22 protein-coding genes are annotated in these 25,596 nt (G+C 62.4%); 11 read left to right on the forward strand and 11 right to left on the reverse strand.

Going from position 1 to position 25,596, the window contains the following annotated elements; translation table 11 throughout:
* Positions 1-31: 31 nt before the first annotated feature.
* Both CIK76_RS12160 and CIK76_RS12165 read right to left on the reverse strand, forming a co-directional pair.
* Complete coding sequence (locus CIK76_RS12160) at positions 32-1,237, reverse strand: ABC transporter substrate-binding protein (RefSeq protein ID WP_255248451.1); 1,206 nt, start codon at positions 1,235-1,237, stop codon at positions 32-34.
* Positions 1,238-1,465: 228 nt separating this feature from the next.
* Positions 1,466-2,602, reverse strand: a complete 1,137-nt coding sequence (locus tag CIK76_RS12165) for an acyl-CoA dehydrogenase family protein (protein ID WP_096286824.1) — start codon at positions 2,600-2,602, stop codon at positions 1,466-1,468.
* A gap of 223 nt (positions 2,603-2,825) precedes the next feature.
* Here CIK76_RS12165 and CIK76_RS12170 point away from each other — a divergent pair, with 223 nt between their 5' ends.
* Positions 2,826-3,515, forward strand: coding sequence for an NUDIX hydrolase (locus CIK76_RS12170; RefSeq protein WP_096286826.1), 690 nt, complete (start codon positions 2,826-2,828; stop codon positions 3,513-3,515).
* 257 nt (positions 3,516-3,772) lie between these two features.
* On the opposite strand, the gene CIK76_RS12175 is transcribed toward CIK76_RS12170, so the two are convergent.
* Together CIK76_RS12175 and CIK76_RS12180 are read right to left on the reverse strand one after the other, a co-directional pair.
* Complete coding sequence (locus CIK76_RS12175) at positions 3,773-5,266, reverse strand: aldehyde dehydrogenase family protein (protein WP_096286828.1); 1,494 nt, start codon at positions 5,264-5,266, stop codon at positions 3,773-3,775.
* Positions 5,267-5,393: 127 nt separating this feature from the next.
* Entirely contained in the window at positions 5,394-5,759 is a 366-nt protein-coding gene (locus CIK76_RS12180; protein ID WP_096286830.1) for a helix-turn-helix domain-containing protein, read from the reverse strand.
* Positions 5,760-5,839: 80 nt separating this feature from the next.
* On the opposite strand from CIK76_RS12180, the gene CIK76_RS12185 reads away from it, so the two are divergent.
* The 5 genes from CIK76_RS12185 (at position 5,840) to CIK76_RS12205 (ending at position 11,580) form a co-directional block, all read left to right on the forward strand.
* Positions 5,840-6,448 carry an NAD(P)H-binding protein gene (locus CIK76_RS12185; protein ID WP_096286832.1) on the forward strand — a complete coding sequence of 203 codons (609 nt, stop codon included), beginning with the start codon at positions 5,840-5,842 and terminating at the stop codon, positions 6,446-6,448.
* A gap of 138 nt (positions 6,449-6,586) precedes the next feature.
* Positions 6,587-8,245 carry an ABC transporter substrate-binding protein gene (locus CIK76_RS12190; protein ID WP_096286834.1) on the forward strand — a complete coding sequence of 553 codons (1,659 nt, stop codon included), beginning with the start codon at positions 6,587-6,589 and terminating at the stop codon, positions 8,243-8,245.
* 19 nt (positions 8,246-8,264) lie between these two features.
* Complete coding sequence (locus CIK76_RS12195) at positions 8,265-9,197, forward strand: ABC transporter permease (protein WP_096286836.1); 933 nt, start codon at positions 8,265-8,267, stop codon at positions 9,195-9,197.
* Entirely contained in the window at positions 9,194-9,991 is a 798-nt protein-coding gene (locus CIK76_RS12200; RefSeq protein ID WP_096286838.1) for an ABC transporter permease, read from the forward strand. Before CIK76_RS12195 ends, CIK76_RS12200 begins: the two co-directional genes overlap by 4 nt.
* Complete coding sequence (locus CIK76_RS12205) at positions 9,988-11,580, forward strand: ABC transporter ATP-binding protein (RefSeq protein WP_096286840.1); 1,593 nt, start codon at positions 9,988-9,990, stop codon at positions 11,578-11,580. The genes CIK76_RS12200 and CIK76_RS12205 overlap by 4 nt, the downstream gene beginning before the upstream one ends.
* 38 nt (positions 11,581-11,618) lie before the next feature.
* Here the strand turns inward: CIK76_RS12205 and CIK76_RS12210 are convergent, their stop codons facing one another.
* Positions 11,619-13,307 (reverse strand): long-chain-fatty-acid--CoA ligase, encoded by a 1,689-nt coding sequence (locus tag CIK76_RS12210; protein ID WP_096286925.1) that lies wholly within the window; start codon positions 13,305-13,307, stop codon positions 11,619-11,621.
* 539 nt (positions 13,308-13,846) lie between these two features.
* Positions 13,847-15,376 carry an HNH endonuclease signature motif containing protein gene (locus CIK76_RS12215; RefSeq protein ID WP_096286842.1) on the reverse strand — a complete coding sequence of 510 codons (1,530 nt, stop codon included), beginning with the start codon at positions 15,374-15,376 and terminating at the stop codon, positions 13,847-13,849.
* A 338-nt stretch (positions 15,377-15,714) separates the two neighbouring features.
* On the opposite strand from CIK76_RS12215, the gene CIK76_RS12220 reads away from it, so the two are divergent.
* Positions 15,715-17,418 (forward strand): NERD domain-containing protein, encoded by a 1,704-nt coding sequence (locus tag CIK76_RS12220; RefSeq protein ID WP_096286844.1) that lies wholly within the window; start codon positions 15,715-15,717, stop codon positions 17,416-17,418.
* A gap of 10 nt (positions 17,419-17,428) precedes the next feature.
* Here CIK76_RS12220 and CIK76_RS12225 read toward each other — a convergent pair whose 3' ends face one another.
* Positions 17,429-18,529, reverse strand: coding sequence for an alanine racemase (locus CIK76_RS12225; protein ID WP_096286927.1), 1,101 nt, complete (start codon positions 18,527-18,529; stop codon positions 17,429-17,431).
* 123 nt (positions 18,530-18,652) lie between these two features.
* Positions 18,653-19,441 carry an IclR family transcriptional regulator gene (locus CIK76_RS12230; protein WP_096286929.1) on the reverse strand — a complete coding sequence of 263 codons (789 nt, stop codon included), beginning with the start codon at positions 19,439-19,441 and terminating at the stop codon, positions 18,653-18,655.
* Positions 19,442-19,706: 265 nt separating this feature from the next.
* Between CIK76_RS12230 and CIK76_RS12235 the strand changes: the two genes are divergently transcribed.
* From CIK76_RS12235 to CIK76_RS12245, 3 genes are read left to right on the forward strand one after another with little or no spacing between them, the layout of a single operon-like run.
* Positions 19,707-20,411: a CoA transferase subunit A gene (locus CIK76_RS12235; RefSeq protein WP_096286846.1), complete on the forward strand. Its 705-nt coding sequence runs from the start codon at positions 19,707-19,709 to the stop codon at positions 20,409-20,411.
* Positions 20,412-20,413: 2 nt separating this feature from the next.
* Complete coding sequence (locus CIK76_RS12240; protein ID WP_096286848.1) at positions 20,414-21,064, forward strand: 3-oxoacid CoA-transferase subunit B; 651 nt, start codon at positions 20,414-20,416, stop codon at positions 21,062-21,064.
* Positions 21,061-22,230 (forward strand): acetyl-CoA C-acyltransferase, encoded by a 1,170-nt coding sequence (locus tag CIK76_RS12245; protein ID WP_096286850.1) that lies wholly within the window; start codon positions 21,061-21,063, stop codon positions 22,228-22,230. The genes CIK76_RS12240 and CIK76_RS12245 overlap by 4 nt, the downstream gene beginning before the upstream one ends.
* 77 nt (positions 22,231-22,307) lie before the next feature.
* Here the strand turns inward: CIK76_RS12245 and CIK76_RS12250 are convergent, their stop codons facing one another.
* Genes CIK76_RS12250 through CIK76_RS12260 form a run of 3 tightly spaced genes read right to left on the reverse strand, consistent with a single transcriptional unit; the run spans position 22,308 to position 24,384 of the window.
* A complete protein-coding gene (locus CIK76_RS12250; RefSeq protein WP_096286852.1) occupies positions 22,308-22,868 on the reverse strand; it encodes a histidine phosphatase family protein in 561 nt (186 codons plus the stop codon).
* A complete protein-coding gene (locus CIK76_RS12255; protein WP_096286854.1) occupies positions 22,865-23,725 on the reverse strand; it encodes a metallophosphoesterase in 861 nt (286 codons plus the stop codon). Before CIK76_RS12255 ends, CIK76_RS12250 begins: the two co-directional genes overlap by 4 nt.
* Complete coding sequence (locus tag CIK76_RS12260) at positions 23,725-24,384, reverse strand: tyrosine-protein phosphatase (protein WP_096286856.1); 660 nt, start codon at positions 24,382-24,384, stop codon at positions 23,725-23,727. The genes CIK76_RS12255 and CIK76_RS12260 overlap by 1 nt, the downstream gene beginning before the upstream one ends.
* A gap of 252 nt (positions 24,385-24,636) precedes the next feature.
* Between CIK76_RS12260 and CIK76_RS12265 the strand changes: the two genes are divergently transcribed.
* Complete coding sequence (locus CIK76_RS12265; protein ID WP_096286858.1) at positions 24,637-25,587, forward strand: beta-ketoacyl-ACP synthase III; 951 nt, start codon at positions 24,637-24,639, stop codon at positions 25,585-25,587.
* Positions 25,588-25,596 lie beyond the last annotated feature (9 nt).

Below are 25,596 nucleotides of genomic sequence, written 5' to 3' on the forward strand. Positions count from 1 at the left end.
TCCGAGCAGGCTGCTGCGTGGCTCACGAAGACTAGTTGACGATCTCGGGCGGGGCGATGTCCTCGCCCGGCACGGTCTCCACCACTTCCGGTATCCATTTCTCGCCCTCCCTGGCCAAGGACACCCGGTACATGTTCTGCACCAGTCCATGATCCGAGGCACGCACGGTGGTTTCGCCCTGAGGTCCTTCGAAGCGCCAGCCCTCCAAGGCGGTGACCATCTGCTCCACGTCGTTGCCGCCTTCGCCCACGGCCCGGGCAATCATCTGCCCTGCCACAAATCCATCCGGGGAGAACTGACCGACTTCCTTGCCCGCATCCTCAATAGAGGAGATCATCTCTTTTTCGACGTCGGTGCCTGCAGCGCCCGGGAAGTAGTGGCTGAAGAAGGAAATCTTCTCGCCCGCGCCACCGTAGGCACCATAGGTTGCTGCCTCGCCCAGCCCGGTGACGATGGGAGCAATGTCGAAGGCGCCCTGCCGGTCCAATGCCTGCCACATAGAATCTGAGGATGCTCCGGCCCAGGCCGCGTAGATGAGGTCGGGTTTGGCATCCACCAGCTGCCGGGCGAAGGCTGCGAAATCGGTGACGTCTTCGGGCACGAGAAGGTTGCTGACGTTGGCGCCCTGCAGTCCAAGGGCTGCTTCTGCCGCTGCGAGATGTCCCTGCCCGAACGTGTTGTCCTGGGCGAAAACGGTGATCTGCTTGCCGTTCAAGTCATTTAGGAAGGCGCCGGCGGTGGCCGCGTCCTGCATGGACTGGCCTCCGGAGCGGAAGGTGTATTTGTTGGCGCCGGAGATGGCATCCGAGACGGCCGGGCCGGAAATGTAGAGGACCTTGTCCCGGGCTGCCAGGTCGGCAAGTGTCAGGGCGATATCCGAAGAGGCGGTTCCGGCCAGAATCTTGTAGTCCTCGCCGATTAGCTCTCCGGCCACCGCGGCTGCCTGGTCCGGGTCGCCGCCGTCGTCGTGATAGGTGATGTTCAGTTCGAAGTTCCCCAGCTGGCCCGTACCATCGGTGGCGTAGTCGAGTCCCGCTTGCAGGCCTTCGTAGTAGGCGTCTCCCTCGGCAGCAAGCGGGCCGGTCTTGGAGTAGATGATCCCAACGTTCACCGAGTCTTCGACTGCTCCCGACTCACCCCCGTCGGTGTTCCCGGTTTCCGCGGTGGGCGCGCAGGCCGTCAAGGCCAGTGCCCCGCCGAGGGACAGCGCAGCCAAAACCTTGCCGGTTCGATTCACGAGTGACGCCTTTCCTCGTGGGGCGCCGCTAATAGCAGCTGGCCCCGAAGCCAGATTGTGCGGTGCGCGTTTGCACCAAACCCGAACCGCGATTCTGGTTACAATCCCAAACTATGGCGACCTCTCGAAGGAGTCAACGGATCCGATGCGCGGAAACCGTAAAAAGGTGTGCGCTTTTGCAAAGCCGTCGTGCGCGGCGGCACCCGGTGATGCCTGTGATTTCAGGACCTAGGAATCGACCAGCCCGCGCCCCACGATCAGCTGCATAATCTCATTTGTGCCTTCCAGGATCTGATGCACGCGCAGATCACGGACGATCTTTTCCAGCCCGTACTCGCTGAGGTAGCCATAACCGCCATGCAATTGGATCGCGGTATTGGCCGCGTTGAACCCGGCATCGGTAGCCACCTTCTTCGCCATCGCGCACAGCCGCAGCGCGTCGGAAGTTTGCGCGTCCAGGGCTGCCGCTGCCCGGCGCAGCAGCGTGCGCGCCGCTTCCAATTCCATATCCATATCGGCTAGCTTGAAGACCAGCGCCTCCTGGCGCGTGAGCGGACCGCCAAAGGCCTCGCGCTCCTTGAGGTAGGCCACGGATTTCTCCAGGGCCAGCTGCCCGCCGCCGATCGAGCAGGCACCGATATTCAGCCGGCCGCCATTGAGCCCGCGCATCGCTATGGAGAAACCATCGCCTTCGGCACCTAGCAGGTTGCCGGCGGGGATCCGCACGTCTTGCATGATGACCTGACGGGTAGGTTGCGCATTCCAGCCCATCTTCTTTTCCTTGGCCCCGAAAGACAATCCCGGCGCATCGGCGGGCAGCAAGAAAGCGCTGATCCCCCGCCCGCCCGTATCTGCCGTGCGGGCCATCACCAGATAGAGCGCGGATGAACCCGCGCCGGAGATGAACTGCTTGACCCCGTTGAGCACATATTCATCGCCGTCCCGGACCGCACTGGTAGTCAGCGCCGCAGCGTCCGATCCGGTCCCGGGTTCGGTCAGGCAATAGGATCCCAGATCCTGCATCGCCACCATGCCCGGCAGCCACTGGGCTCGTTGCGCCTCGGTGCCGAAGCTGTCGATCATCCACACCACCATATTGTGGATGGAGATATAGGCCGCAATGGTGGGACAAGCCTTGGATAGTTCTTCGAAGATCAGCACCGCGTCGCTGCGGCTCAGCCCGGACCCGCCATAGGCTTCGCTGACGTAGATGCCGCCCATCCCCAATTCGCCGGCTTCGGCGAGCACATCGACGGGGAAATGCTGCTTCTCGTCCCACTCGAGGGCATGCGGAGCGATTTTCTCCGTAGCAAATTCGCGGACTGCCTCCACCAGCTCACGTTGCTCCTCATTTAGTCCAAACATCACTAACCCCTATCTGACCACCGCTACTTGTGACCCACACTACAGCCATTGCGAAGAGTTTAGGATGCCAGCAGCGGGCGGGAATTCCGAGAACTGCGCTCGAAATGCGACGCATGGCCCGTGGGTCAAAGAACTCGCCTCGCGCCGCCCAAAGCGGTTCCAGCGAACGCCCCATTTGTCACAGTGCGCGGTTCCGCCTCGGTTCTCGGCCATACTTGGACTTATGGATTCCGCCTCTACTGACCCGAATATGCAGCCGGTGACGCCGCGACGTGCCGCAAGCGTCCTGATGATCCGCGAGGGAAACGAAGGCCTGGAGGTCTTCATCCAACACCGGGTTTCCACCATGGACTTCGCAGCTGGCATGGTTGTCTACCCCGGCGGCCGGGTCGATGCTCAAGATCTGGCCGAGGCGCAAGCGGGGAATATTCCGTTAGCGCTGGCCATCGAGCACGCACGGCTTTGGGAAGACTCCTCCATCTGGGAAGACGGAGAAGAGCAGGCCATCCTCGATGCGGCAACCCTGCTGGCCGCCGCGCGCCGCGAGATCTTCGAAGAGACCGGGGCGCGCTTGGACGTGAGCCAGCTGCGTCCTTGGGCGAATTGGATCACGCCTCCGGATAATCCCAAACGCTTCGACACCTTTTTCTACGTGGCTCAGGTGCAGCCCGGACAGGCCCCCGTGCACCAGACCACCGAGGCCTCAAACTCCGAATGGATCCAGCCCGCCGTGCTGTTCTCCGCCTACGAGCGCGGCGAGCTGGGCTTGATGACCCCCACCCGCACAACTCTGCGCAACCTCGCAGCACTTGAAACCGTTGATGCCGCCATGAGCTCGCAAACTCCCATCGTCACGGTCCGGCCCCAGCGCATGCCACCGGCCGCGGATTCCAAGAAGGAACGCACCCTCTAGCCGCACCAGGCCCGGTACCCCTTGGCTGGTGCAGCAGCACTGCCCGAACCCCCGGGCGACTGGGCAGGAGTCCGGTTTCCACAAGCTCCCCCGGGAATTCTCACACGCCGATATTGCCTACCGGATTCCTTGCAGAGCGCATATGCCTGGTCGTCGAGGTCCTGAGGCTCCGCGTCGGGTCCACTCGCCATGAACGCCGGCGAACACCCGGCATCGCTCCGGGGCGCCTTGGCCATTCGAAGGATCCTTGGCAATCCCTAGAAGGGGTACTGCTTATCGGTGCTCTGCACCCCGATCCAATGGTCGGTGGTGAATTCCTCGATAGCCCACTCACCGTTAAAGCGGCCCAACCCGGAGTTCTTCTCCCCGCCGAACATCACATGTGGTTCATCATTCACGGTGATGTCATTGATGTGAGTCATTCCCGCCTTGATCCCGCGGGCAAAGCGCACACCCTTTTCAATATCGGTGGTGAATACCGCGCTGGATAATCCGAATTCGGTGTCGTTCGCCAGTTCGAGCGCGTGCGCCTCGTCTTCGGCCCTAATGATGCCAACCACCGGGCCGAAGATCTCCTCACGGAACAGTTCCATCTCGCTGGTGACATCGGCGAAAACATGCGGCGGCACTACGCGGCCGACGACCTCTCCGGAGAGCACCTCGCGGGCCCCCTCGCTTCGAGCCTGCGCGATCTTTCCCTGCACGCTGGCCAGCTGCGCGTCGTTGATAATTGGCCCCACCACATTTGCGGGCTCCGCCGCATCACCGTATTTGATGGTGGCTGCATGGGCGGCGAACTGCTCGACGAACTGGTCGTATACCGGGCCTTGAACGATGATCCGGTTGATTGCCATGCAGATCTGCCCCTGATGCAGGAACTTGCCCATGGCAGCGGCGCGGACCGCTTGTTCGAGGTTGGCGTCGGCGAGCACCACAAATGGTGCGTTGCCACCAAGTTCCAGCGCGACCCGCTTCATATGCTTGCCCGAAACGGCGAGCTTGCCGACGTTTTTCCCCACCGGGGTGGACCCAGTGAAGGAAATCAGCGAAGGAACGCTGTGCGCCACAAAGTGGTCCCCAATTTCGGTGCCCGATCCAACAACCACGCTGAACACGCCCTGCGGGATTCCCGCCGCCTCGAAGGCCTTGGCCAGCACCAGCGCGCCAACCAGCGGGGTATCGCTGGCCGGCTTGAGTACCACCGAGTTGCCCAGCGCCAGCGCAGGGGCCACCGAGCGCTGGGAAAGCAGCATCGGGAAGTTCCACGGGCTAATCACGCCCACCACGCCCACCGGTTCGCGATAAACACGGTTTTCCTTGCCCACGCTGTTCGAAGGCAGGATCTGGCCGTGCACCCGGGTCGGGAAGGTGGCGGCCTCACGCGTTGCGGCGATCGTGCCAGAAACCTCCACGTTCGCCTTGAGCACCGATGAACCGGATTCGGCCACTAGCAGCGCAACCAGGTCATCGTAGTTGGCTTGCAGATAGTCCGCAGCCTTGGTGAGCACCGCAGCACGTTTTGCCGGAATGAGCGCAGCCCAGTCGCGTTGGGCTTGGGCCGCGCTCGCATAAGCCTCGTCCACATCCTCGCTGGAAGCCTGGCGGATTTCTGCCAGCACCGCGTCGTCGAACGGGTTGCGGGTGACCAGAACGGAAGAACTGCGCCCCTCGCGCCATTTCCCGGCGATGAAAAGTTGCGCCGGAAGCTGGTCAAGGAAAGCTGGTCGGCTGGATACGGCCTGGTTGGTCATGGATCTTCCTTCCCACAGTGCGGCGCTTCGCGCCACAGCGAATCGAGCTCTTCGCACTCATTGTTCGCGGGAAATCCGCCACGATCAAGGAACTCATCGAACAGCAGAATTCGCGCCGGCAGAAGACCTACTTATCGTCAAAAATTTCTCGGGCGGCCAGCACCTTGGCCGCATGCGCCTCGGACCAGATGCGGATGGCATCCATCGGTTCGAGCAGACTGCGACCCAGATCGGTCAATTCATAGTCCACCCGGACCGGCACCTGAGCCGTGACGGTGCGAGCCACCAGGCCATCGCGCTCCAGGATGCGCAGCGTGCTGGTCAGCACCTTGGGCGTCACCGCACCGATCTGCTGGCGTAACGCGGAGAAACGTAGCGGCCCCCGGGCTAAGGTAAGCATCACTAAAGGGGTCCATTTATCCCCCAAACGTTGCATAATTTCACGTGAGGGACAGTCCTGCACAAGCACGTTGTAGGTGAGGGCGCTATCCATTTGGTAACCAAGTTCCTTTGAAGTAGTCGGTATCTAAAGGATACTATAAGGGTGAAGAACACAGCTACGAGAGGATCATCATGAAGATTGCAGTTTACGGGGCCACCGGAATGGTCGGCAGCCAGATCACCGCCGAGGCGCTGCGCCGTGGCCACGAGGTCACCGCCGTCAGCAGCAGCGGCAAAACCGTCGAAGGCACCAGCGCGGCCACTGCCGAGCTCAGCGACACCGCCGCCTACCGCGACCTGGGAAAGAACCACGACGTCGTCGTGATCTCCGTGCCGCCATCGCGCACCGGTGGCGACCACCAGGAATACCTTGACGCCTTCGAGGAGATCACCGAAACCCTTATTCCGGCGCGCCTGGTCGTCGTCGGCGGAGCCGGCGCCACCGAGATCGACGGGGTGCGGCTGTTCGACACCCCGGGCTTCCCAGAAGAATACAAGGCAGAGGCGGTCACCTGCGGCGCGGTCTACGACATGTTCACCTCGGTGTCGGGCATCACCTGGACCCTGGCAGCACCTGCCCCGGTGATCGCACCGGGCACCCGCACCGGCAACTACACGCTCGGCGCCAACTCCCCTGCCGGCGACTTCGTTTCCACCCAGGACTTCGCGGTAGCGATCCTCGACGAAATCGACACCCCGGCGCACAACAACCGCCGCTTCACCGTCGCCAGCGAAAAGTAACACGCCGGCCAACCGGTCAGCCAAGGTCGATGGCTCGGCTCTCGCTTCCTCTGGCAGGGAAACGATCTGACCTTTCGGCCTTGGTTGACTAAGGTTGTCTACGTCATCGCTCACTTATTCAAAGGTCACTCACCGTTCATGCAACGAACACAGCGCGCCACCCGCCTGCTCACCGGAGCACTAGCTCTCCCGCTGGCCGGAGCCCTCATCGCAGGCTGCTCCACCACCTCCGATCCCTCGGCCACCGAGGATCTGAAACCCGTCGCCGGCGGGACGCTGGTTTACGCCTCGGGTGACGCCGAGCCGAACTGCCTGGACCCGCATGTGGGAGGAAACTATCCGCAGGCGCTGGTGGCCTCGCAGTTCATGGAATCGCTGTTCAGCAAGGACGCCAAGGGTGAGATCATCCCGTGGCTGGCCGAAAAGTCCGAGGTCTCCGAGGACGGGTTGACCCGTACCATCACGCTGCGTGAGGGGATCAGCTTCCACGACGGCACCGCGCTCACCGCCGAAGCCATCAAGGCCAATATCGAGCACCTGCAGGATCCGAATACCGCGTCCTCTACCGGTTATCTTGCCGTCGGCAAGGTCTCCGAAATCAAGATCGTCGACGAGTTGACCGCGCAGCTGGAGCTCTCCGCCCCGGATAACGCGCTGCTCGAGTCGCTGTCCATGCCGTGGACGGCAATCCAGTCCCCCGAAGGGCTCAAGCGCGACCAGGCGGCGAATTGCGCCGCCCCGGCAGGCACCGGCCCGTTCAAGGTCGAGTCCTGGGACCGCCAGCAGGCGGTCAATCTGGTGCGCTACGAAGACTATGCCCCACCGGTGGCAGATGCCGAGCGGAACGGTTCCACCGCCTTCCTGGACGGCATCACCTGGCGCTTCATCCCGGAGGCCGCCAGCCGCTATGCGGCCCTGCAGTCCGGCGAGGTCGACGTGATCGACAATCCGCAGCCCGACACCATCGCCACCGCCACCGAGGGCGGGCTGGGCCACCTCGCGGCGCCGCGTCCGGGAGCCTCGAACCGGGTGGAGCTCAACAGCTCCAAGGCGCCTTTTGACGACGCCTCGGTGCGCGAGGCGTTCATCCGTTCCCTCGACGTGAACACCGGAATCGACGCGCTGTACTTCAATGCCGCCGAGCGCAGCTACTCGCTGCTTTCAAGCGTTGAACCGCTGGGCATTTCAGCTGAAGAGAAATTCGGCACCGATGTCGATCGGGCCAATCAGCTCCTCGACGAGGCAGGCTGGACCGAACGCGATGCACAGGGCTACCGAACCAAGGACGGCAAGCGACTGAGCCTGAGCTTCCCGGTATCCACGAACCAGTCGGTTCCGGCCGAGCAGTCGCTCTTCGAGCAGATGCAGGCGTCCGCCAAAACCGTTGGCTTCGAGGTCAAGATCGAGTTGCTCGACCTCTCCAGCTGGTACGGCGCTCTGGCGCAACACGAGTACGACCTCGTTTCGGCACCGTACACCAAGGTCGGCCCGAGCGTGCTGCGCATCTTGTTCCATTCGGATTCCACCGTCCCGGCGCCGAGCGGCTACTTTGCAAACAACGCGCAGATCAAGAATCCGCAGCTGGACCGGCTGCTGGTGGAAGCCGAGCAGAGCAACGACGAAGCCGAACGCGCAGAGCTCTACGAGCAGGCGCAGAGCCTGGTCTTGGACGGCTACTACGTGCTCCCGCTCTACGATCAGCAGAACCACTTCCTGTTTTCGAAGAACGTGCACGGCATGGGTGAAACCACCGCGGTCTCCTCACCGACCTACTTCAACGTGTTCCTGAACAAGTAGCCATCGAACACGTCCAGAGATGAAAATGCTCGCTTGGTTGGGTCGCAAGGTTGGCGGCGCGCTGGTGGTGTTGTGGCTGGTGGCCACCGCCATCTTCATCGGCGTGCGGCTGATCCCCGGCGATCCGGCCGAAGCGATTATGGGCGGCCCGGGTTCGCAGGCCTCGGCCGAGGCCCTGGCCGCCGCGCGCAGCGAGTATGGCTTGGACCTTCCGCTGATTACCCAGTACCTCATGTTTCTGGCCAAGCTGATCCGCCTGGATTTCGGGACCTCCTATGCGCTGAAGGACCCGGTTCTGCAGGTCATCGCCGAGGTGCTGCCACCGACCATCACGCTGGCACTCATCTCACTGGCGGCGGCCTGGTTGCTGTCGCTCATCTTTGCGATGCTGGCCATGCGTGCCACGCGGGTGGGCCAGTGGGTCGGCAACGCGGTGGAGATCATTGCCGCGGCCGTGCCGCACTTCTGGCTCGGTGCGGTGCTGATCATGCTTTTCTCCTCGATGCTCGGCTGGTTCCCTGCGGTGGACAACGGGACCGGGTCGGGACTGGTCTTGCCGGTGCTCACCCTCGCGCTGCCGCTGGCAGGTTTTCTCACCCAGTTGATGCGCGACTCGCTGTCCACCGCATTGGGAAGCCAGTTCGCGTTGGCCGCCCGAACCCGCGGTGAAAGCCGGTTGACGGTGTTCTGGCGCCACGGTTTGCGCCATGCGGCGCTGCCCGCTTTGGGGTTGACCGGCTGGGCCTTCTCCTCCCTGCTTTCCGGAGCGGTGGTTGTCGAGGCGATCTTCGCCCGTCCGGGACTGGGACGTTCCCTGCTTTCGGCGGTGCTCTCCCGTGATATTCCCATGGTCACCGGCATCGCGCTGTTCTCCGCCCTCGTATATATCGTGGTGATGGCGCTGACCGAAGCCCTCGAACGCCTCATCAATCCGGCGGGGGCAGAATCATGAGCCGAACCGCCAAAATTCTCGGCACCGTCTTTATCCTCTTCTGGCTCCTTACGGCGCTTGCGCCGGGGCTCATCGCCCCGGGCGACCCCCTGGCGGTTGACCCCGCGCAGGCATTCCACGCGCCGAGCCTGGCGCACCCGATGGGGACCGATGAATCGGGACGCGACGTGTTCACCCGCGTCATCCATGGTGCCGGCGACTCGCTGTATATCGGCCTGGCCGCCACGGCTCTGGGCATGGGCATTGCCCTAGTTCTGGGTACCGCCGCGGCCCTTGCCCCGCGCTGGCTCGATGGTGCGATCTTGTGTGTGCTCGAAGCCCTCTACGCGGTGCCCTCGCTGCTGCTGGCACTGCTGATCATCGCCTTCACCGGCCCCGGGGTCGGGCCGGCAATCGTTGCCGTTGGCTTATCCACCGCGCCGGGCTACGCCCGCTTGGTGCGCAGCCAGATCCGTTCTGTGAAGAACTCCGAAATGCTGGAAGCCGCCACGGTGCTCGGCCGCGGCACCTGGCTGAAGGTACAAAACCACCTGGTGCCCAACGCGCTGCGCCCCCTGCTGGCGTTGGTGACCCTGGGCATTGGGCAGGCGGTGATTTGGGCCGCCGCGCTGTCCTTCCTCGGCTTGGGCACTCCGCCGCCGGCTCCCGAATGGGGTGCCATGCTTTCGGCCGGGCGCACCTACCTGCATCTGGCCTGGTGGCTGAGCTTCTTCCCTGGCTTGGCGATTGTGGTGGTGGCCGCCGGGGCCACGCTGATCGGACGTTCCTTGGGCGGAAAGGTCAATGCCGCATGAGTCCTTTATTTAATGTCAAGAACCTCTCGGTGAGCTTCGCCGGGCAGCTCGCGGTGGACTCGGTCTCCTTCGAGCTCTCCGCCGGGGAATGCCTGGCGCTGGTTGGTGAATCCGGGTCCGGCAAGTCCGTCACCGCCCGCAGCCTGCTGGGGCTCTCCGGCGGCAAGGTCAGCGCCGAAAAATTCATGGTCTTGGGGCAGGACGCCACCGCGATGAGCGAACGGGACTGGCAGCAGCTGCGCGGAAATTCCGTGGCGATGATCCTGCAAGATGCGCTCATGGCGTTGGATCCGTTGCGCCCGGTGGGCCACGAAATTGCCGACGCGCTGAAGGAACACAGCTCGCTGTCCAAGTCCGAGCGCACCACGAAGGTCCGCAAGGCCCTGGAAGTGGTGGATCTTCCCGAGCCTGCTTGGCGGATGAAGCAGCGCAGCTCCCAACTCTCCGGTGGCATGCGCCAACGCGTGCTCATTGCCCAAGCGATGATCGGGGACCCGCAAGTTGTGATCGCCGACGAGGCGACCACCGCGTTGGACTCCCGGCTGACCGCGCTGGTGCTCGAGCAACTCCGGGCGCTCAAAGACGAGGGCCGGGCGGTGCTGATGATCAGCCACGACCTGGCACAAGTGGCCCATCTGGCCGATCGGATCGCGGTGATGCGTGCCGGAAAGATCGTCGAGGCCGGCGAGACCGACCAGGTGCTGAACCGCCCGCAGCACGAGTACACGCGCACTCTTCTGCGCGCCATCCCCTCCGGGGTGCCCCGCTTCGAGCCCTTGAGCCTTGCTCCCCCGAAGGCGGCTGTCGTGGCTCAAGAACCGGCGAGGCCTGCTCGGATGCCGGCTCTGGTGGTGGAGGACCTGTCCAAGAGCTTCGGCAAACATGCCGCGGTGCAGGGGGCGGGTTTTGTCGTTCAGCAAGGACAGACGCTGGGCCTGGTCGGTGAATCCGGGTCGGGCAAGACCACCACCGCGCGCATGGTGCTCGGCTTGGAGCGCCCGGATACCGGCACCGTCCAGCTGCTCGGGGAGCACTTTGCCCCGCACCGCGAAGCCCAGCGCCGGCACTTGCGCGAAAACATCGGGGCGATCTACCAGAATCCGCTGGGTTCTTTTGACCCACGCTATAGCGTGGGTCAGTTGCTCACCGATGCGCTCTCCGCCGGACGCAGCAAACGCGGCGCGAGCTACCGGACCCAAGTCTCCCGGCTCCTTGAACAGGTGGAACTGGACCCTGCCCTGAGCTCGCGAAATCCACGCGAGCTTTCCGGCGGACAGCGCCAACGCTTGGCGATCGCCCGCGCACTGGCTCCGAAGCCTAAGGTGCTCGTCTTGGATGAACCGGTCTCGGCCTTGGACGTTTCGATCCAGGCGACCGTCCTGGACCTGCTGGATCGGTTGCAGCAAGAGACCGGCACCAGCTACCTGTTCATCAGCCACGACCTGTCGGTGATCGAGCATATGAGCGATACCGTAGCGGTGATGTACCGGGGAAGCATTGTCGAGCAGGGCGCTACCGCCGACGTGTTCGGCGACCCGCAGCACGAGTACACCCGAGCGCTGCTCACAGCCATGCCGCGGCTGCGTTAGCAACCGCGGCATGGCTGGTTCAAACCGTATCGTTCGCGCTAGAGCCCTTCACCGAACTGGTCGCGGACCTGCTTGCGCAACACCTTGCCCAGCATCGAGCGGGGCATCTCCTCGATGGCAACGATCCGCTTAGGCACCTTGTAGGCCGCCAGCAAGGTCCGGCAGTGTTCGCGCAGGTCGGCCTCGTCCAGGCTCGCGCCTTCATCGAGTTGCACCGCGGCGACCACCATTTCACCGCCCCGTTCCAGTGCCTTGCCGAACACCGCGGCGTCGGCAATATCTGAATGCTGGCGCAGCGCGTTCTCCACCTCGCTGGGCGAGACATTAAAGCCGCCGGTAATGATCAGCTCCTTGGCCCGGTCAACGATCTGGGTAAACCCGTCCTGGTCGACGGTGACTACGTCGCCGGTGTGCAGCCAGCCGTCCTCGGTCAGCGTTTTCGCGGTCTCCTCCGGGTTATTCCAGTATCCGCGGAACACCTGGGGCCCCTTGATCAGCAGCTCTCCGGCTTCGCCCTGCGCCACCTCGCGGCTTGGCTCATCGACATCCACGACCTTCATCAGGGTCGAAGGAAATGGCACTCCGATGGTGCCGTTGCGACGTGTGGGGTGGAACGGGTTGCCCAAGGCCACCGGCGAGGACTCGGTCATCCCATAGCCTTCGACCAGCAGTCCGCCGGACATCGACTCCCAGAGCTCGACCACATGATCTGGCAGGTTCATCGCACCCGAGATGCAGTACTTGGCCGAACGCAGCGAAATGCCCTGCTCCTTGGCCGCCATGGCGGTGCGCTCGTAGATCGGCGGGACCGCGCAGTACACGGTGGCCGGAGACTTCTTCCACGCATCCAGGATCATCTGCGGTTCAAACTTCGGGAAGAGCACCAGCAGTCCCTGCTTCTTCACCCCGAAGGTCAGATACAGGGTCATTCCGAAAGCATGGAACATCGGCAGGATCGCATACAGGATTTCCTTGCGCTCTTCGGCGCCTTCCATCCAAGCCTCGCCCTGCAACGCATTGGCATACAGGTTGTAGTGGGTAAGCATTGCGCCCTTTGGACGCCCGGTGGTTCCCGAGGTGTACTGGATGACCGCCAGATCCTGCACCTCGGGGTATCGATAGTCCGGATCCAGTCGCCCGGACTTCAGCAGCTGCTTCCATGCCATGGTGCCTGACGTGGAGGCGGTCAGCGAGTCCTTGGTCTCGCGCAGCTTTTTCACCGGCAGTTTCAGTGCCAGGCGCTTGACCGCCGGGAATGCCTCAAGCAAATTGACGGCGACGATCGTATCGATTCGTACGTCCTTGGGGAACTGCTGCAGGTTCGGCACGACCTTGTCCCAGGCGATCACCACCCGCGCCTGGTGGTCTTCGAACTGGTGGCGTAGTTCGCGCGAGGTGTACAGCGGGTTGTGCTCCACAACCACCGCACCCAGCCGAAGCACCGCGTAGAACGCGACGACGTGCTGCGGGCAGTTGGGCAGGACCAGCGCTACCCGGTCACCGGGCTTCACGCCCAGCTGGCGCAGCCCCTCGGCCGCCCTCTCGACCTGTTGGCCCAATTCGAGGTAGCTCATCCGTCGACCGAAGAATTCGGTGGCCGGGCTCTCACCGGCTTCGCGGACCGAACGCTCAAACATATGACTCAACGACTCGGTGGGAAGCTTGATTTCGGCAGGGACGCCTGGCTGATAGTTGGCTACCCAGGCCGGTGCGGCAGTATTCTCCATGCCTACAATCATGCCCGATACCCACGGTTTCAGGTTAAACGCGAGGTGGACTTTCGGTGATTATTCAGCGGAACTGGCTCATTGGAATTCACGATTCGGCGTAGTTCGCCAATGCCTCGGCACGGTCGGCAACGCAACTTTTCATGGGGGTTTCGAGTTGCTCCAGCAGATGACGATCAACCCGTTGCCTCAGCTGATAATCTCCGGGCACTAGGAGTCCGTTCCGCTGCAACCGGACCGCCATCCACGAACCTGGTGCAAGACGATGAGTGAATAAATTCTTCATTCACCCACACACGGCTAGCCCGCCCCATCAGCATGTCTGCCTAGCGCCTCAAGAACCAGACCACTGACTGAGAATATTTTTCATTCAGCCACCGAACCCAACCACCAACCAGCCAATAAGCAACAGGAACAGGCTCAAGCCGGCACCAAGAGCACCGCGCCCCCCGGCAACCGGAAAACAAACGTTCGATAGGTGATATGAACCAGCGGCAGTGAACGAAAAAATCATTCACCCAACAAACCCAACAACCCTCCTAGCTGGCGATACGATCCGGCGGATCAGCCCAACCCAACACCCGACGCACCCGATCGTTCAACCCCACCTCCCGCACCGGAGTCCGGTCATGAACATGATCAAAGTTCTGAACCACCTCAACACTGCCCGGCAACTCCAAACACACCAACCCATGAGGAGTCCGCCAACTCACCGACCCATCCGGGCGGTAAATCGACTGCCACCCCAACGCGTGCTTCAACATCTGATGCCGTTTGCAGAGCAACTTCGTATTACTCCGATCCGTGTGCCCGCCCTTGGCCCAATCCTCCACATGATCAATCTCCGAAGTCTCCGCGGTGCGCCGGCACCCCGGGAAGCAGCAATGCACCTCCCGCACCCGCAACAAATCCTTCAACGCCTGCGAAGGACGGTACTTCTGCCGCCCCACATCGATCGCGGCCCCGGTCCACGGATCGGTCAGCACCCGCAGCATCGACGGAGCGTCCTTCGCCAACGCCAAGGCCGTGCCCACCGGAATCGGCCCATACCCCTCCAAATCCGCCAACGCCCGCTTAGGATCCGCCAAGGTTTCCACCGCCGGGATCGTCAACGCCACCCGCGTCTTCAACGGCGTACCACCCGTCGCAGGCCACCCATCGAGCAGGGCATCCCGGAAAATATCAGCCTCCCGCTGCCCCTGAGTACGCGAATCACCCGGATCCACATCATGCCTGGCAAAATACTTCACTGTATTAACCATGGAAATAATATCCGCCGCCGGAGCCCGCAGCTTCAACGCCGCCATCCCATCCGCTTCGCTCCAATGCGTCAACGCCCGGGACTCCTTCGCCGCCTCATGACGCTCCTGCGCCGAGACCGGATTCAACCGGTCATGCATCCGCCTCGCCCGCTGGCTCACGGCCGCATCACTGGCGGTTTTCGCCATCGGCAACAGCACATGCTCCATCCGCCGGATATCAGCAGCCCCCAGATCCTGAGCCTGCTTGACAATATCCCCCGCCGCCTTCGTAGTGATCTCCCCAGCAGCCAAAGCATCCAGCGTCCCCGTGCACAAATGGCGCAACCCATCGGCAATAAACAGCTTCCCCCGCACCTTCTCCTCAGACTCGCGCAACGCCACAGCGGCTTCAGCAACGAAATTCGAACGGATGATCTGCTCGGACGCCGGATCCACACCATAGTAATTCGCGCTGATCCGCTCACGGCGCTGCTGCTCGGTCTCCGTCTTCGGATCCGCACAACTATTTTCGGCAACGACCTGCGCGACCAGTTCCACCGAATCCGAAAGAGTCACCGCTTCGGCCGCGTCAAGCATGCGCCGCAGCCTCGCGAGCTTCTGCAACCGCACCAGCCCTGAGCCCGGATCCTGCAACGGCGGCAGGTTGTAGAGTTCGGTAGCCAGCGCCGCGATCTGGCCGAAATACTTCTCATGCTCCACCAAGGAAGAGAACAACCCGTCAGGGTGGGAAGCATCCCGATGCCCTGGCGGGCTCAACGGAAGACGATGAGTATCATCGTCGCTCTGAAAAATGTCTTGTAGTCCCATGTTCAATGATCTCGCCGGATCCCGACGGTTTGAGCGGGTTTATAACCCATTGTGGACAAGTATTGAGCGGCCGTTTGCTGATCAGCCGGCGCGTCACCGAGACCGCCCCACGTTGGCCGAGAGACTCGCCAGGTGCCTAACGACCAGCTTCCCAGCGAATAGGATTCCTCCAACTAATTGAGGACAGTGGCTAGTGGCTAAATCCTAGGCACCGGGCGTTGCTTTGGACTTATTGCTCTTCAATAGGCATTTTTGATCGCTTCCGGAGCGCTGGCACACATAGACTTCGAACCAATGCGTGTCGTTGAATAGGTGCCGCAAATTCTCTAGGGGGGACAATGGTCCACTGCATTCCAGAAGAACCTGATTTTTCCGATGGCCAGTCTGCCGAGAAAGCCGTCTGGGAAGAGCTACGTCGTTCCTTACCCCAAGAGGCCATCCTCGCCCACTCGGTCGCGGTACGCCACGGAGCCGTTGAACATGAGATCGACTTGCTGATTTTGTGGCCTGGAGTCGGGCTTGTGGCGATTGAGGTCAAGGGCGGATTGGTAGGCGTAGAGAACAGCGCCTGGTACCAGTCCGATAGCAACGGCCGGCACCATATGAAAGATCCCATGGCCCAAGTCCAGAGCGCGGCGCACGCCTTTAAAAAGTGGATTACCGAACAATCCGGCACCCCCTTGAACAGTCGCTTCGCCCACGTGGTGTGCCTGCCATATACGGAGGTTCCGGCGAATTGGCAGAAGGCAGATATGCCCCGTGATCTGCTCATGGACCAAAACGATCTAAAGCAAAGCGCGAACTACCTGCGTCGCGCCATCGAAGAGCTAGGCGGTGGTTACTCGGCGTTGGCACAGTCCTTCGCGCAACGCATCGCCCGGCATCTGGCGGCGGACTTCACACCCGAGCATCTGGAAACTTCCGAAGCTCTGGAAAACGAAGACCTGCAAGAACATCTCACCGCACGTCAGGCCATCTTGTTGAGCGCAACGCGGGCACTTCCCCGAGTGAAATTCATCGGTGGAGCCGGCAGCGGAAAAACATGGATGGCGGTTGAAAAAGCTAAACAGCTGGCCAAGGGCAATGCGCGCGTGGGGCTATTTTGCTACAACAAAGGATTGGGCCATTACCTAAAGAAACAGGTGAGCGGTTGGAGACAGAATAAACCCGTGCATATCGGAGAATTCCATGAGTACGCCCGCAGCCTCGGAGTTCCCAACGGCAGCGGACAAGACTACTTCGACGTGCAGATGCCGCGGCTGCTGCGCGAGCTGGCACTGCGGCTGCCCGAGGAAGAGAAGCTCGACGCGATCGTTGTCGATGAGGCCCAAGACTTTGCCCCCGAATGGTGGGAGGCACTGCTTGCGTGTACCAAAGACCCATTGCAGGGCAAGATCTATGCCTTCATGGACGTCCGGCAGGATGTCTACCGGAGATGGAACGGTGAGGACCTCGGCGGAAGTTTTGGCACCGCGGCACCGCTGGTATCCATCCACGTAGATGACAACTTACGCAACACTCGCCGGATCGCCGAAACGTTCAAAAACCTGGCCGGAGCACAAATCAAACCCCGTGGCGGGCAGGGAGTTCCGGTGCGCTTTGTCGCGTGCTCTACCGAAGAAGCGGTGGACATCGCCTCGGATTGCGTGGATCCGCTCATTAGCGAGGGCTGGGCAAATAACCAGATCGCGTTGCTCACGACCAATCGTCGCCACCCGATACACCAGGAGCACTTCGAGCAAGGAACCATCGACTCTGAATACTGGCCCGCGTTCCACGCCCATGATCAGGAATTCTACGGGCATGTGTTGGGATTCAAGGGGCTAGAACGTTCGGTGGTGGTGCTGTGTATCAATGGTTTCAAAGATATGTCGCGCGCCGTGGAGCAACTCTACGTGGGTCTTTCCCGTGCCCGGAGCCTACTGGTTGTCGTCGGAGACCGCGAACTCATCGAGGCGGCCTGCGGCAGTGAACTGCACGCCGCGCTGCGCAGCGCGAAGAGCTGGTCCCCGGCCATTGCGGCGGATCCGCTAGCGCTCTAAGGCAACTTCGCTAGAAGTTCAATCCGCGTGCGGCCACGTCCCAGCGTTCGATTACCTCGCCGGCGCGGACCACAGTGACCTGGTCCACCAGGTTCACCGCCACGCAGACATGGTTCGGGATCACGCGGAGTTGCTCCCCGTGTGCCGGAAGCGGCTGGCCCTCGGGCCAGAGCACCGTCGCGTGGTGTTCGGACACCGCACTGATCCGCGCGTCCGAATTTTCCAGGATTCGGCCAAACCCGCTCACCCAGGCGGGGCGGTCACCGCCCAGGATCTTGCTGCCCGCGTCCAGGACGATCCGCCGCGGGATGAGTTCGTCCCCTTCATGCCGGCTGACCACCGTGGAGGCTACGCTCAAGGCGATGTCTTCCCAGCGGCAGCGTCCCAGCTCGAACTGCTGCGCGTCGCCAAATACGTACACCCCGGGGCGGACCTCGGTCAGCAGCGAGTTGTCCGCAAGCTCTGCCGTGGGAGTGGAGCCACCGCTGATGCGTTTGAGTTCGAAGCCGTCTTCGCGGAGCAAGCCGGCCGCCCCGGCGAGCGCTTGCTGTTCTTCCGCGGCGACCGCTTGCGGCCGGCCCGGTGCATAACTATGACCGGGGAAGGTGAAAATGCCGATGACGTTCAGCCCGGCCTCGCGGGCGGCGCGGGCGACTTCCAATGCGCCTCGGGGAGGCACACCGCTGCGGTGGTGGCCGCTGTCGATCTCGATCATCAATCCTAATTTGTCGGCCTTGTCTCCCAGTTGCCGGGCAAGCTGCTCGACGGCTGCCACGGAGTCTGTGCCCAAGGAGAGCCTGACATAGCGCAGCAACTTGCGAATGCGTGCCGCTTGGACCTCGGAAACCCACAAGGGGAACGCGACGAAGAGATCCGCCACCCCGTGCAGCGCGAAGGTCAGGGCCTCCCCGATGGTTGCGACCGTCAGTCCCACTGCTCCGGAATCGAGCTGGAGGGCGGCGATCTCATGCATCTTGTGCGTTTTCGCGTGCGGTCGCAAGGCAAGTCCCTTGCCTGCAACGTTCTGCGCCACACGGTCGATGTTCCGCTCGAGGATCTCAACGTCGACCAGGATTTGCGGGGTTAATAAACCTTGCGGGATGGTGTTCACCAATGCCAGCTTTCCTCTTCGTGCTCGGGCGATCTGATTCGTACGTTACCCGAGAAAAATGCCCAGCTCGTCGTTGACACCCAGAGAATCCCAGCCACCTGGCGTGGGATCGGCCGACCTGGCCTATCTGTTGGCCGGCAGTCCCGATCCGCGAAGCTTCAGCGACAGCTCATGCGCGTGGTGCAGCAGTAATTGGCCCAGCGATTCTTGCCGGGCCACCTCGAAGCGCGATTCGATTCCGGTCAGGCTCAGCGCCCAGGCCGGTTGGCCCGAGGCGTCGAAGACCGCGGCTCCTATCCCCCAGCTGCCTTCAACGATGAGCCCCGGATTGACCGAGTACCCCAGGGTGCGGGTCTCTTCCACTTTGTGGCGCAATTGCTTGGCGCTGTGCGCTTGGCCGTACTCGGCCACGAGGTTGCTGCCAGCCAGATAGCGTTCGACGATCTCTTCGGGAAGAAAGGCGAGAATCGCGATGCCTGCCGAGGCGACCCCGAGCGGGAAGCGCCGGCCTTCGTAGAGGACAAAGGAACGGATTGGGAATGCTCCGTCTTGGCGCAGCAGGCAGACCGTTTCATCTCCGCGCCGGGCTGAGAGAAAGGCGCTCTCCCCGGATTCTTCGGCCAACGCGGTCACGTGCCCCCGGGCGAGCTCGCTGATGTCGTAGCGTTCGGCCGCTACCGCACCCATCAGATAGAGCTCGGGGCCCAGCAGCCAGCGCCCCGCCCGGTGGTCGTGGTCGCAGAAGCCTTCGGCTACCAGCGCCGTGAGCAGCCGGTGCACCGTCGGCCGCGCGAGCCCGGTAAGCCGCGCGACCTGCGTGGTCGTGATTCCTTCCGGCATGGAGGTGCTGACCGCACGCAATACCGCGGCCAAGCGTCCGACGACCTGTGCACCGGCAGGAGATTTGCTCATGACCATATTATGAACGACGGCAGTCCATAATATGGGGAACATGACGTTTTCAATAAGCGGCCCAACGCAATGGCGCGGATGCGCTTTGGGCGGCGCGGTAACCACTCCTCGAAATGTCCATAATGTGAACGAATGGACGGTTGTTCTTCACCTATCGAGCAATATCAGATTCTTTTCTCTTAGCTATTGAGCTATCGACTTGGAGTTACTACCTTCGAAGGTAGGGAACACTCAAATCCATAATATGGACGGATGGAGTTAGAAGATGTCAACGAAGTATCGCGAAGACGCCGCCCAGGCACTTGCCGCAGTGGTCAAGGACGGAATGACCATTGCCGTCGGCGGTTTTGGGCTCAGCGGAATACCTAACCGGCTGATCACCGCCCTGCGCGACTCGGGCGCCCGCAACCTGACCATCGTGTCCAACAATATGGGCGTGGACGGCAAAGGACTGGGCATACTGCTGGAGAACAAGCAGGTCTCCAAGGTGCTTGCTTCCTATGTGGGGGAAAATAAGCTCTTCGCTCAACAGTTCCTCAACGGAGACCTCGAAGTTGAGTTCGTCCCCCAGGGAACCTTGGCCGAACGCTTGCGCGCAGGGGGCGTCGGGATCCCCGCATTCTTCACTCCAACCGGCGTTGGCACCCCCGTGGCCGAAGGTAAAGAAGTCATGGAATTCGACGGCAAGCAGGCCATCTTGGAACGCGGCATCGTCGCCGACATCGCGTTGGTCCGCGCCTACGAGGCGGACCGCGAAGGCAATCTGCGCTACCGCATGACCTCGAAGAACTTCAACCCGCTTGCCGCCATGTCCGGCCGACATACCTTCGCCGAGGCCGAGCACATCCTTGCGGACTACCTCGATCCGTCTTTGGTGGAAACGCCGGGTATTTTCGTGAAGACCCTCGTCGATGCCGACGAAGTCAAGGACATCGAACAGCGCACCGTCCGCCCGAAGCAGGAGGCATAGGCATGTGGACTAGAGACCAGATGGCGGCACTGGCCGCCAGCGAACTGACCGACGGCCAATACGTGAACCTTGGGATCGGCATCCCCACCCTGGTGGCGAACAACCTACCGGCGGGTGTCTCGGTCAAACTGCAAAGCGAGAATGGCCTGCTGGGCATGGGCCCCTTCCCCATCGACGGCGAAGAAGACGCGGACCTGATCAACGCCGGCAAGCAGACGGTGACGATTCTTCCCGGCGGAAGCTTCTTCGATTCGGCCACGTCCTTTGGCATGATCCGCGGCGGCCATGTGCAAACGGCGATCCTCGGCGCGCTGCAGGTTGCCGCCAACGGCGACCTGGCCAACTGGACCATCCCGGGCAAGCTGGTCAAGGGCATGGGCGGCGCCATGGATCTGGTGGCCGGCACCCCGCGGGTCATCGTGCTCACCGATCACATGGCCAAGGACGGCAGCTCGAAGATCGTGGAAAAGTGCGGTCTGCCGCTGACCGGTGTGGGCGTGGTGGATCGAATCATCACCGACCGCGCCGTCTTCGACATCGTTAATGCAGAACTGGTCTTACGCCAAGTGGCCCCGGGTGAAACTCCCGAAAGCATCAAGGACATCACCGCAGCCGAATTCAACGTCGAACTCCAGGAGGACCTCACAGCATGAGCGTCAAAATAGTAGGTTACGCACGCACCCCGTTTATGCGATTCAACGGCGCGCTGGCAAGCATTCCCGCGACCGAATTGGGCGCCCACGCGGCCAAAGCAGCGCTGGAACGGGCAGGAGTTGCACCGAGCGAGGTGCAGCGTGTTTTTGCCGGGCAGGTATTGCAGGCCGGTGCGGGGCAGAACCCGGCACGCCAGACCGCGGTCGGCGCCGGGGTGGGGCTGGAGGTTCCGGCGATGACGCTGAACGCGGTATGCCTTTCGGGCGCCGAAGCCGTGGTGGCCGGCGAACGGCTGATCGCCAGCGGCGAGGTTGATGTGGTGCTGGCCGTAGGCCAGGAATCGATGTCCTTGGCGCCGCATGTGCAGCGTGCCCGCGCGGGCACCAAGTACGGTGCCATTGAAATGCTTGACACCCTGGATTATGACGGCTTGACCGATGCGCATGAGAAGCGTTCCATGGGCATCTCCACCGAGGAGCACAACACCACGCTGAAGCTCGGCCGCCAGCCGCAGGACGAGGTCGCTGCGGCCTCGCACCAGCGCGCCGCGGCCTCCGAGGAATTCTTTGCCGGAGAAATCGCACCCTTCACGGTGAGCGGCCGAAAGGGCGATACCGTGTTTGCTGCCGACGACGGGATCCGCCCGCAGACTACCGTCGAATCCCTCGCGGGTCTTCGTCCCGCCTTCGCCAAGGACGGCACCGTGACCGCCGGCAACTCCTCGCAGATTACCGATGGCGCTGCCGCGGTCGTGCTGGCAAGCGATGGCGCCGTGGAACGCTTGGGGCTGAAGCCACTGGCCGAAATCCTCTCCCACGCATTTGTCGCCGGCCCGGACCGCACCCTGCACGACCAGCCGTCCAACGCGATTAATGCCGCGCTGGAAAAGGCAGGGGCCCAGGCCGCGGATTTGAAGGTCGTGGAAATCAATGAGGCTTTCGCCGCCGTCTCGGTGCAGTCGACGGCCACGCTGGGCCTTGAGGCCAAGATTGTGAACCCGCACGGCGGCGCGATCGCGCTGGGCCACCCGATCGGGGCCTCCGGCGCTCGCATCATCGGTACGCTGGCGCGCCAGCTGCAGGAACTTGGCTCCGGTTCACTCGGGGCCGTCGGTATCTGCGGCGGTGGCGGCCAGGGCACCGCGGTGCTCCTGCGTTCGCTCTAGCGTAGCGGCGGTAGCCAGCCAAAAATGAAATCCACGTTGACTTGAGGTCAACGTGGATTTCTTTTTTCAGTGTGGACTCAGTGCCACAGTGGCTCGCGGGCCACATAATTGGTCAGCAGCTCGGTTTCTACTCGGATGACTTCTCCGTTCGCAACCCGTGCTTGGCCCGGTCCGTGCAGCTCGGTGAGCACCGAGCGAATCAGCGAACCGTGGCTGACCACGGCTACTCGCTGCCCCGGGTGCTGCACCGAGATCTTGAACAGCACGTTGATCGCGCGTTCCACCAGGTGCTCTTCGCTCTCCCCCAGGTCCATCAGGCGGTGGATATTCTCCTCGCTCAACCCGGCCACGACGGTGCCCTCGGCGTCTCCGTAGTCCCGTTCCATCAGCTCCGGGAATTCTTGCACGCGCGGCACGGCGAGCAGATCGGCAATGAGCTGCGCCGACTGGCGAGCCCGGAAAAGCGGGGAGGAAACTACCGCGTCCCAAGCTCCGGTGGCTGCCAGTTCCATGCCTGCTTGTTGGGCCTGGCGGCGCCCGTTGTCGTTCATCGGCAGATCGCTGCGGCCCTGCAGGCGTCCGGCGCGATTCCATTCGGTTTCTCCGTGCCGCACGAAGACGATTTCTGTTGCGTTCATGATGATGTCTCTCTCGAATGTGCCGGAATTCTGGCACGTGTTGCGTTAGTCGTTTTACTTGCGATGTGGTTCTTGTTCTTGCGTGTGCCGTGCCGTACCGGGATGGGACTGCTCCGGATCGACTGCGCATCAACTTGCAGCAAGGAGAACCATGAGCTTTCCGGTCCGCTCAAGATCTCCAGTGGTGCGTAGGCGTTGGTGTTGTAGGAGGTTGCTGGGGCCATGAAGACGTTTGTGCCCTTCAGCTGCCCGACACCGGCTTGGTGGAAGTGGCCGCACAGGATGCCGCGCACATCACTGCCGCTCAGTATCAGGGCGAGGTCTTCGGGATTCGCCAGTCCGCGTCCTGCTAGCTCCGCGGCCATCGCTTCCACCGGCGGGTGGTGCATGAGGATCAGCGATCCGCGCGGGGCCGGCTCGGTGAGCAGAGAGGACAGCCAGCGAAGTTGCGGCGCATCGAGCCAGCCGCGAGCCTCGCGGTAGCCTGCGCTGTCCAGGCCGATAATGCGCAGTCCGTTGATCTCGTGCACGGTATTTGCGATATGCGGCCCGGTGGACAGGCGGAAGGTATTAAATGCTTCGTTAACCGACTCTTGGGGGTCGTGATTGCCCGGCACGGTAATGATGGGGCAGCCAAGCTCATTTTCGAACTTCGCAAATAGCTTCGCGGCGCGTTCGTGGACCCGTGCCCCGCGATCGGCGATATCCCCGGTCACCACCACAACGTCCGGAGCGAAGTGCTTGGCCGCGTGGAGCGCGGCGCGCAAGCGAGCCCACGCATCGATGGTGCCGTGCAGGAGCTTGCCTTCGGCGCACAGGTGAGTGTCGCTCAGATGGACTACGTTCAGCGTTTTCATCAGCTGGCCACCAAGCTGCGCAGCTCACGGGGTGCCGAATGCTTGGCCAGCGATTGCAGCCGTCGCAGTTCTGCCCCGGTGAACCCCTTGCTGAGCAGATAGCCGGGGATCGAACCGTAGCCTTCACCCAGCCAATCGAGGGTGCCGCTCAGGGCCGCCCGGTCGCGTTGCCATAACGTGTCTGAGGCCTGAAAGGACTCTGGCGCGAAATCTGCCAAGATCTGCGCCCGATCCATGCCCAGGGCCGCCGATAACAGCGCGATCACCAGCCCGCTGCGTTCTCCACCATTTTGGCATTGCACCACGATGCTTCCGCCGGTGGCGTTGGCAATCGCTCGAAGGACCGCCACCAGCCGTGCACCCCGGCCGTCCAAGAGGATTCGCTGCACCTCGCCGAGCGTTCTGTCCACCGGTAATTGACCGGAATACAGCGAGATCGGTCGGTAGCGCAACCCGGGCAGTACCGGAATGGATTCTGGCTGGATCTCCTTGGGTTCACGCAGATCAATGAGCGTGCCCACATCGAGACCTTGGAACTGTTCGACGGCACGCGGACCAAAACTGCTCAGGGCCCCGGCGTGATAAAGCCGGTTCGGCCCGATTCCCGGAATCGGGCGTAGGCTCATTAGTTCGGCAGTCGCTACATCAGTTGCAGACATCCTTCTCCCCTATCCTCGATTCCTCATCCGGCGCTTTCCCACCATTGCACCGCACGCTGTTGGCCGACAGGTAAACAGCGAACCACAACGTCATGAACCTGCCCGAAAGGCAGTGAAAAGCAGGAGTTTTTTGCACGCTTTGCCGGTTTTCTGGTCAATCTCATACGCCGCAGAGCAGATGTGAACAGCGAGTAGGCAGCAAAACGACTAACCTTGAGTGCAAGAGCATTCATTTTCCAAGGAGCTAAACCCATGACCGGCAGCAAAGTCGTAGCCTTTGGCCACTTCCAGCCAGAGCGCATCGTACCCAACACCGAGTTGGAGAAGCTGGTCGAAACCAGTGACGAGTGGATCACCCGCCGTGTTGGCATCCAGGAGCGTCGTTGGGGCACCGGAATCGAGACCGTCGACTCCATGGCCATCAAGGCCGCAAAAATGGCATTGGACAATGCCGAGAACATTGATGCCACGGACATTGATCTGATCATCGTTGCCACCTGCACCGCCGAGGACCGTTCGCCGAATATGGCCGCTCGCGTGGCTCAGGCGCTGGACATGGAGCAGGGCCCGGCCACGATGGACATCAACGCTGCGTGTTCCGGCTTCGCCCACGCGGTGGGTCTGGCCCAGGGTGCTATCGCCGCCGGCAGCGCCACCAAGGCACTGGTGATCGGCGCGGAAATGCTGACCGACTTCACCGACTTCACCGACCGCACCACCTGCGTGCTGACCGCCGACGGTGCGGGCGCCTTCATTATCACCGCCTCGGAAACCTCCGGGATTTCCCCGGTGGTCTGGGGCTCGGTTCCTTCGCTTTCCGACGCGGTGCGCATCGAAGCTGAGAACGACATGAAGTTCGCGCAGAACGGCCAGAGCGTTTACCGCTGGACCGTCACGCAGCTGCCGAAGATCGCCTCGAAGATCATCGAGCGCGCAGAGATGAAGCCCGAAGAGCTGGACGCCATCGTCTTGCACCAGGCGAACCTGCGCATTATCGAACCGCTGGCCGAGAAGATCGGTGCACCGAACGCCCGGGTCGCTACCGATGTGGTCTACTCGGGCAACACCTCCGCAGCCTCGGTGCCGCTGGCCCTCTCCAAGCTGATGGCCTCGGATGATCCGCTGCCTTCGGGCTCCAAGGCCCTGCTCTTCGCATTCGGCGGCGGCCTGTCCTACGCCGGGCAGATCATCACGATTCCATAAGCACCACTG

Origin of the sequence: Glutamicibacter sp. BW80 (assembly GCF_002332385.1) — a bacterium.
Taxonomy (GTDB): domain Bacteria; phylum Actinomycetota; class Actinomycetes; order Actinomycetales; family Micrococcaceae; genus Glutamicibacter.

Coding starts and splice junctions, on each gene's coding strand:
- CIK76_RS12165 (WP_096286824.1), bottom strand. CDS start 2,602: ATGTTTGGACTAAATGAGGAGCAACGTGAGCTGGTGGAGGCAGTCCGC.
- CIK76_RS12170 (WP_096286826.1), top strand. CDS start 2,826: ATGGATTCCGCCTCTACTGACCCGAATATGCAGCCGGTGACGCCGCGA.
- CIK76_RS12175 (WP_096286828.1), bottom strand. CDS start 5,266: ATGACCAACCAGGCCGTATCCAGCCGACCAGCTTTCCTTGACCAGCTT.
- CIK76_RS12180 (WP_096286830.1), bottom strand. CDS start 5,759: ATGGATAGCGCCCTCACCTACAACGTGCTTGTGCAGGACTGTCCCTCA.
- CIK76_RS12185 (WP_096286832.1), top strand. CDS start 5,840: ATGAAGATTGCAGTTTACGGGGCCACCGGAATGGTCGGCAGCCAGATC.
- CIK76_RS12190 (WP_096286834.1), top strand. CDS start 6,587: ATGCAACGAACACAGCGCGCCACCCGCCTGCTCACCGGAGCACTAGCT.
- CIK76_RS12195 (WP_096286836.1), top strand. CDS start 8,265: ATGAAAATGCTCGCTTGGTTGGGTCGCAAGGTTGGCGGCGCGCTGGTG.
- CIK76_RS12200 (WP_096286838.1), top strand. CDS start 9,194: ATGAGCCGAACCGCCAAAATTCTCGGCACCGTCTTTATCCTCTTCTGG.
- CIK76_RS12205 (WP_096286840.1), top strand. CDS start 9,988: ATGAGTCCTTTATTTAATGTCAAGAACCTCTCGGTGAGCTTCGCCGGG.
- CIK76_RS12210 (WP_096286925.1), bottom strand. CDS start 13,307: ATGGAGAATACTGCCGCACCGGCCTGGGTAGCCAACTATCAGCCAGGC.
- CIK76_RS12215 (WP_096286842.1), bottom strand. CDS start 15,376: ATGGGACTACAAGACATTTTTCAGAGCGACGATGATACTCATCGTCTT.
- CIK76_RS12220 (WP_096286844.1), top strand. CDS start 15,715: ATGGTCCACTGCATTCCAGAAGAACCTGATTTTTCCGATGGCCAGTCT.
- CIK76_RS12230 (WP_096286929.1), bottom strand. CDS start 19,441: ATGAGCAAATCTCCTGCCGGTGCACAGGTCGTCGGACGCTTGGCCGCG.
- CIK76_RS12235 (WP_096286846.1), top strand. CDS start 19,707: ATGTCAACGAAGTATCGCGAAGACGCCGCCCAGGCACTTGCCGCAGTG.
- CIK76_RS12240 (WP_096286848.1), top strand. CDS start 20,414: ATGTGGACTAGAGACCAGATGGCGGCACTGGCCGCCAGCGAACTGACC.
- CIK76_RS12245 (WP_096286850.1), top strand. CDS start 21,061: ATGAGCGTCAAAATAGTAGGTTACGCACGCACCCCGTTTATGCGATTC.
- CIK76_RS12250 (WP_096286852.1), bottom strand. CDS start 22,868: ATGAACGCAACAGAAATCGTCTTCGTGCGGCACGGAGAAACCGAATGG.
- CIK76_RS12255 (WP_096286854.1), bottom strand. CDS start 23,725: ATGAAAACGCTGAACGTAGTCCATCTGAGCGACACTCACCTGTGCGCC.
- CIK76_RS12260 (WP_096286856.1), bottom strand. CDS start 24,384: ATGTCTGCAACTGATGTAGCGACTGCCGAACTAATGAGCCTACGCCCG.
- CIK76_RS12265 (WP_096286858.1), top strand. CDS start 24,637: ATGACCGGCAGCAAAGTCGTAGCCTTTGGCCACTTCCAGCCAGAGCGC.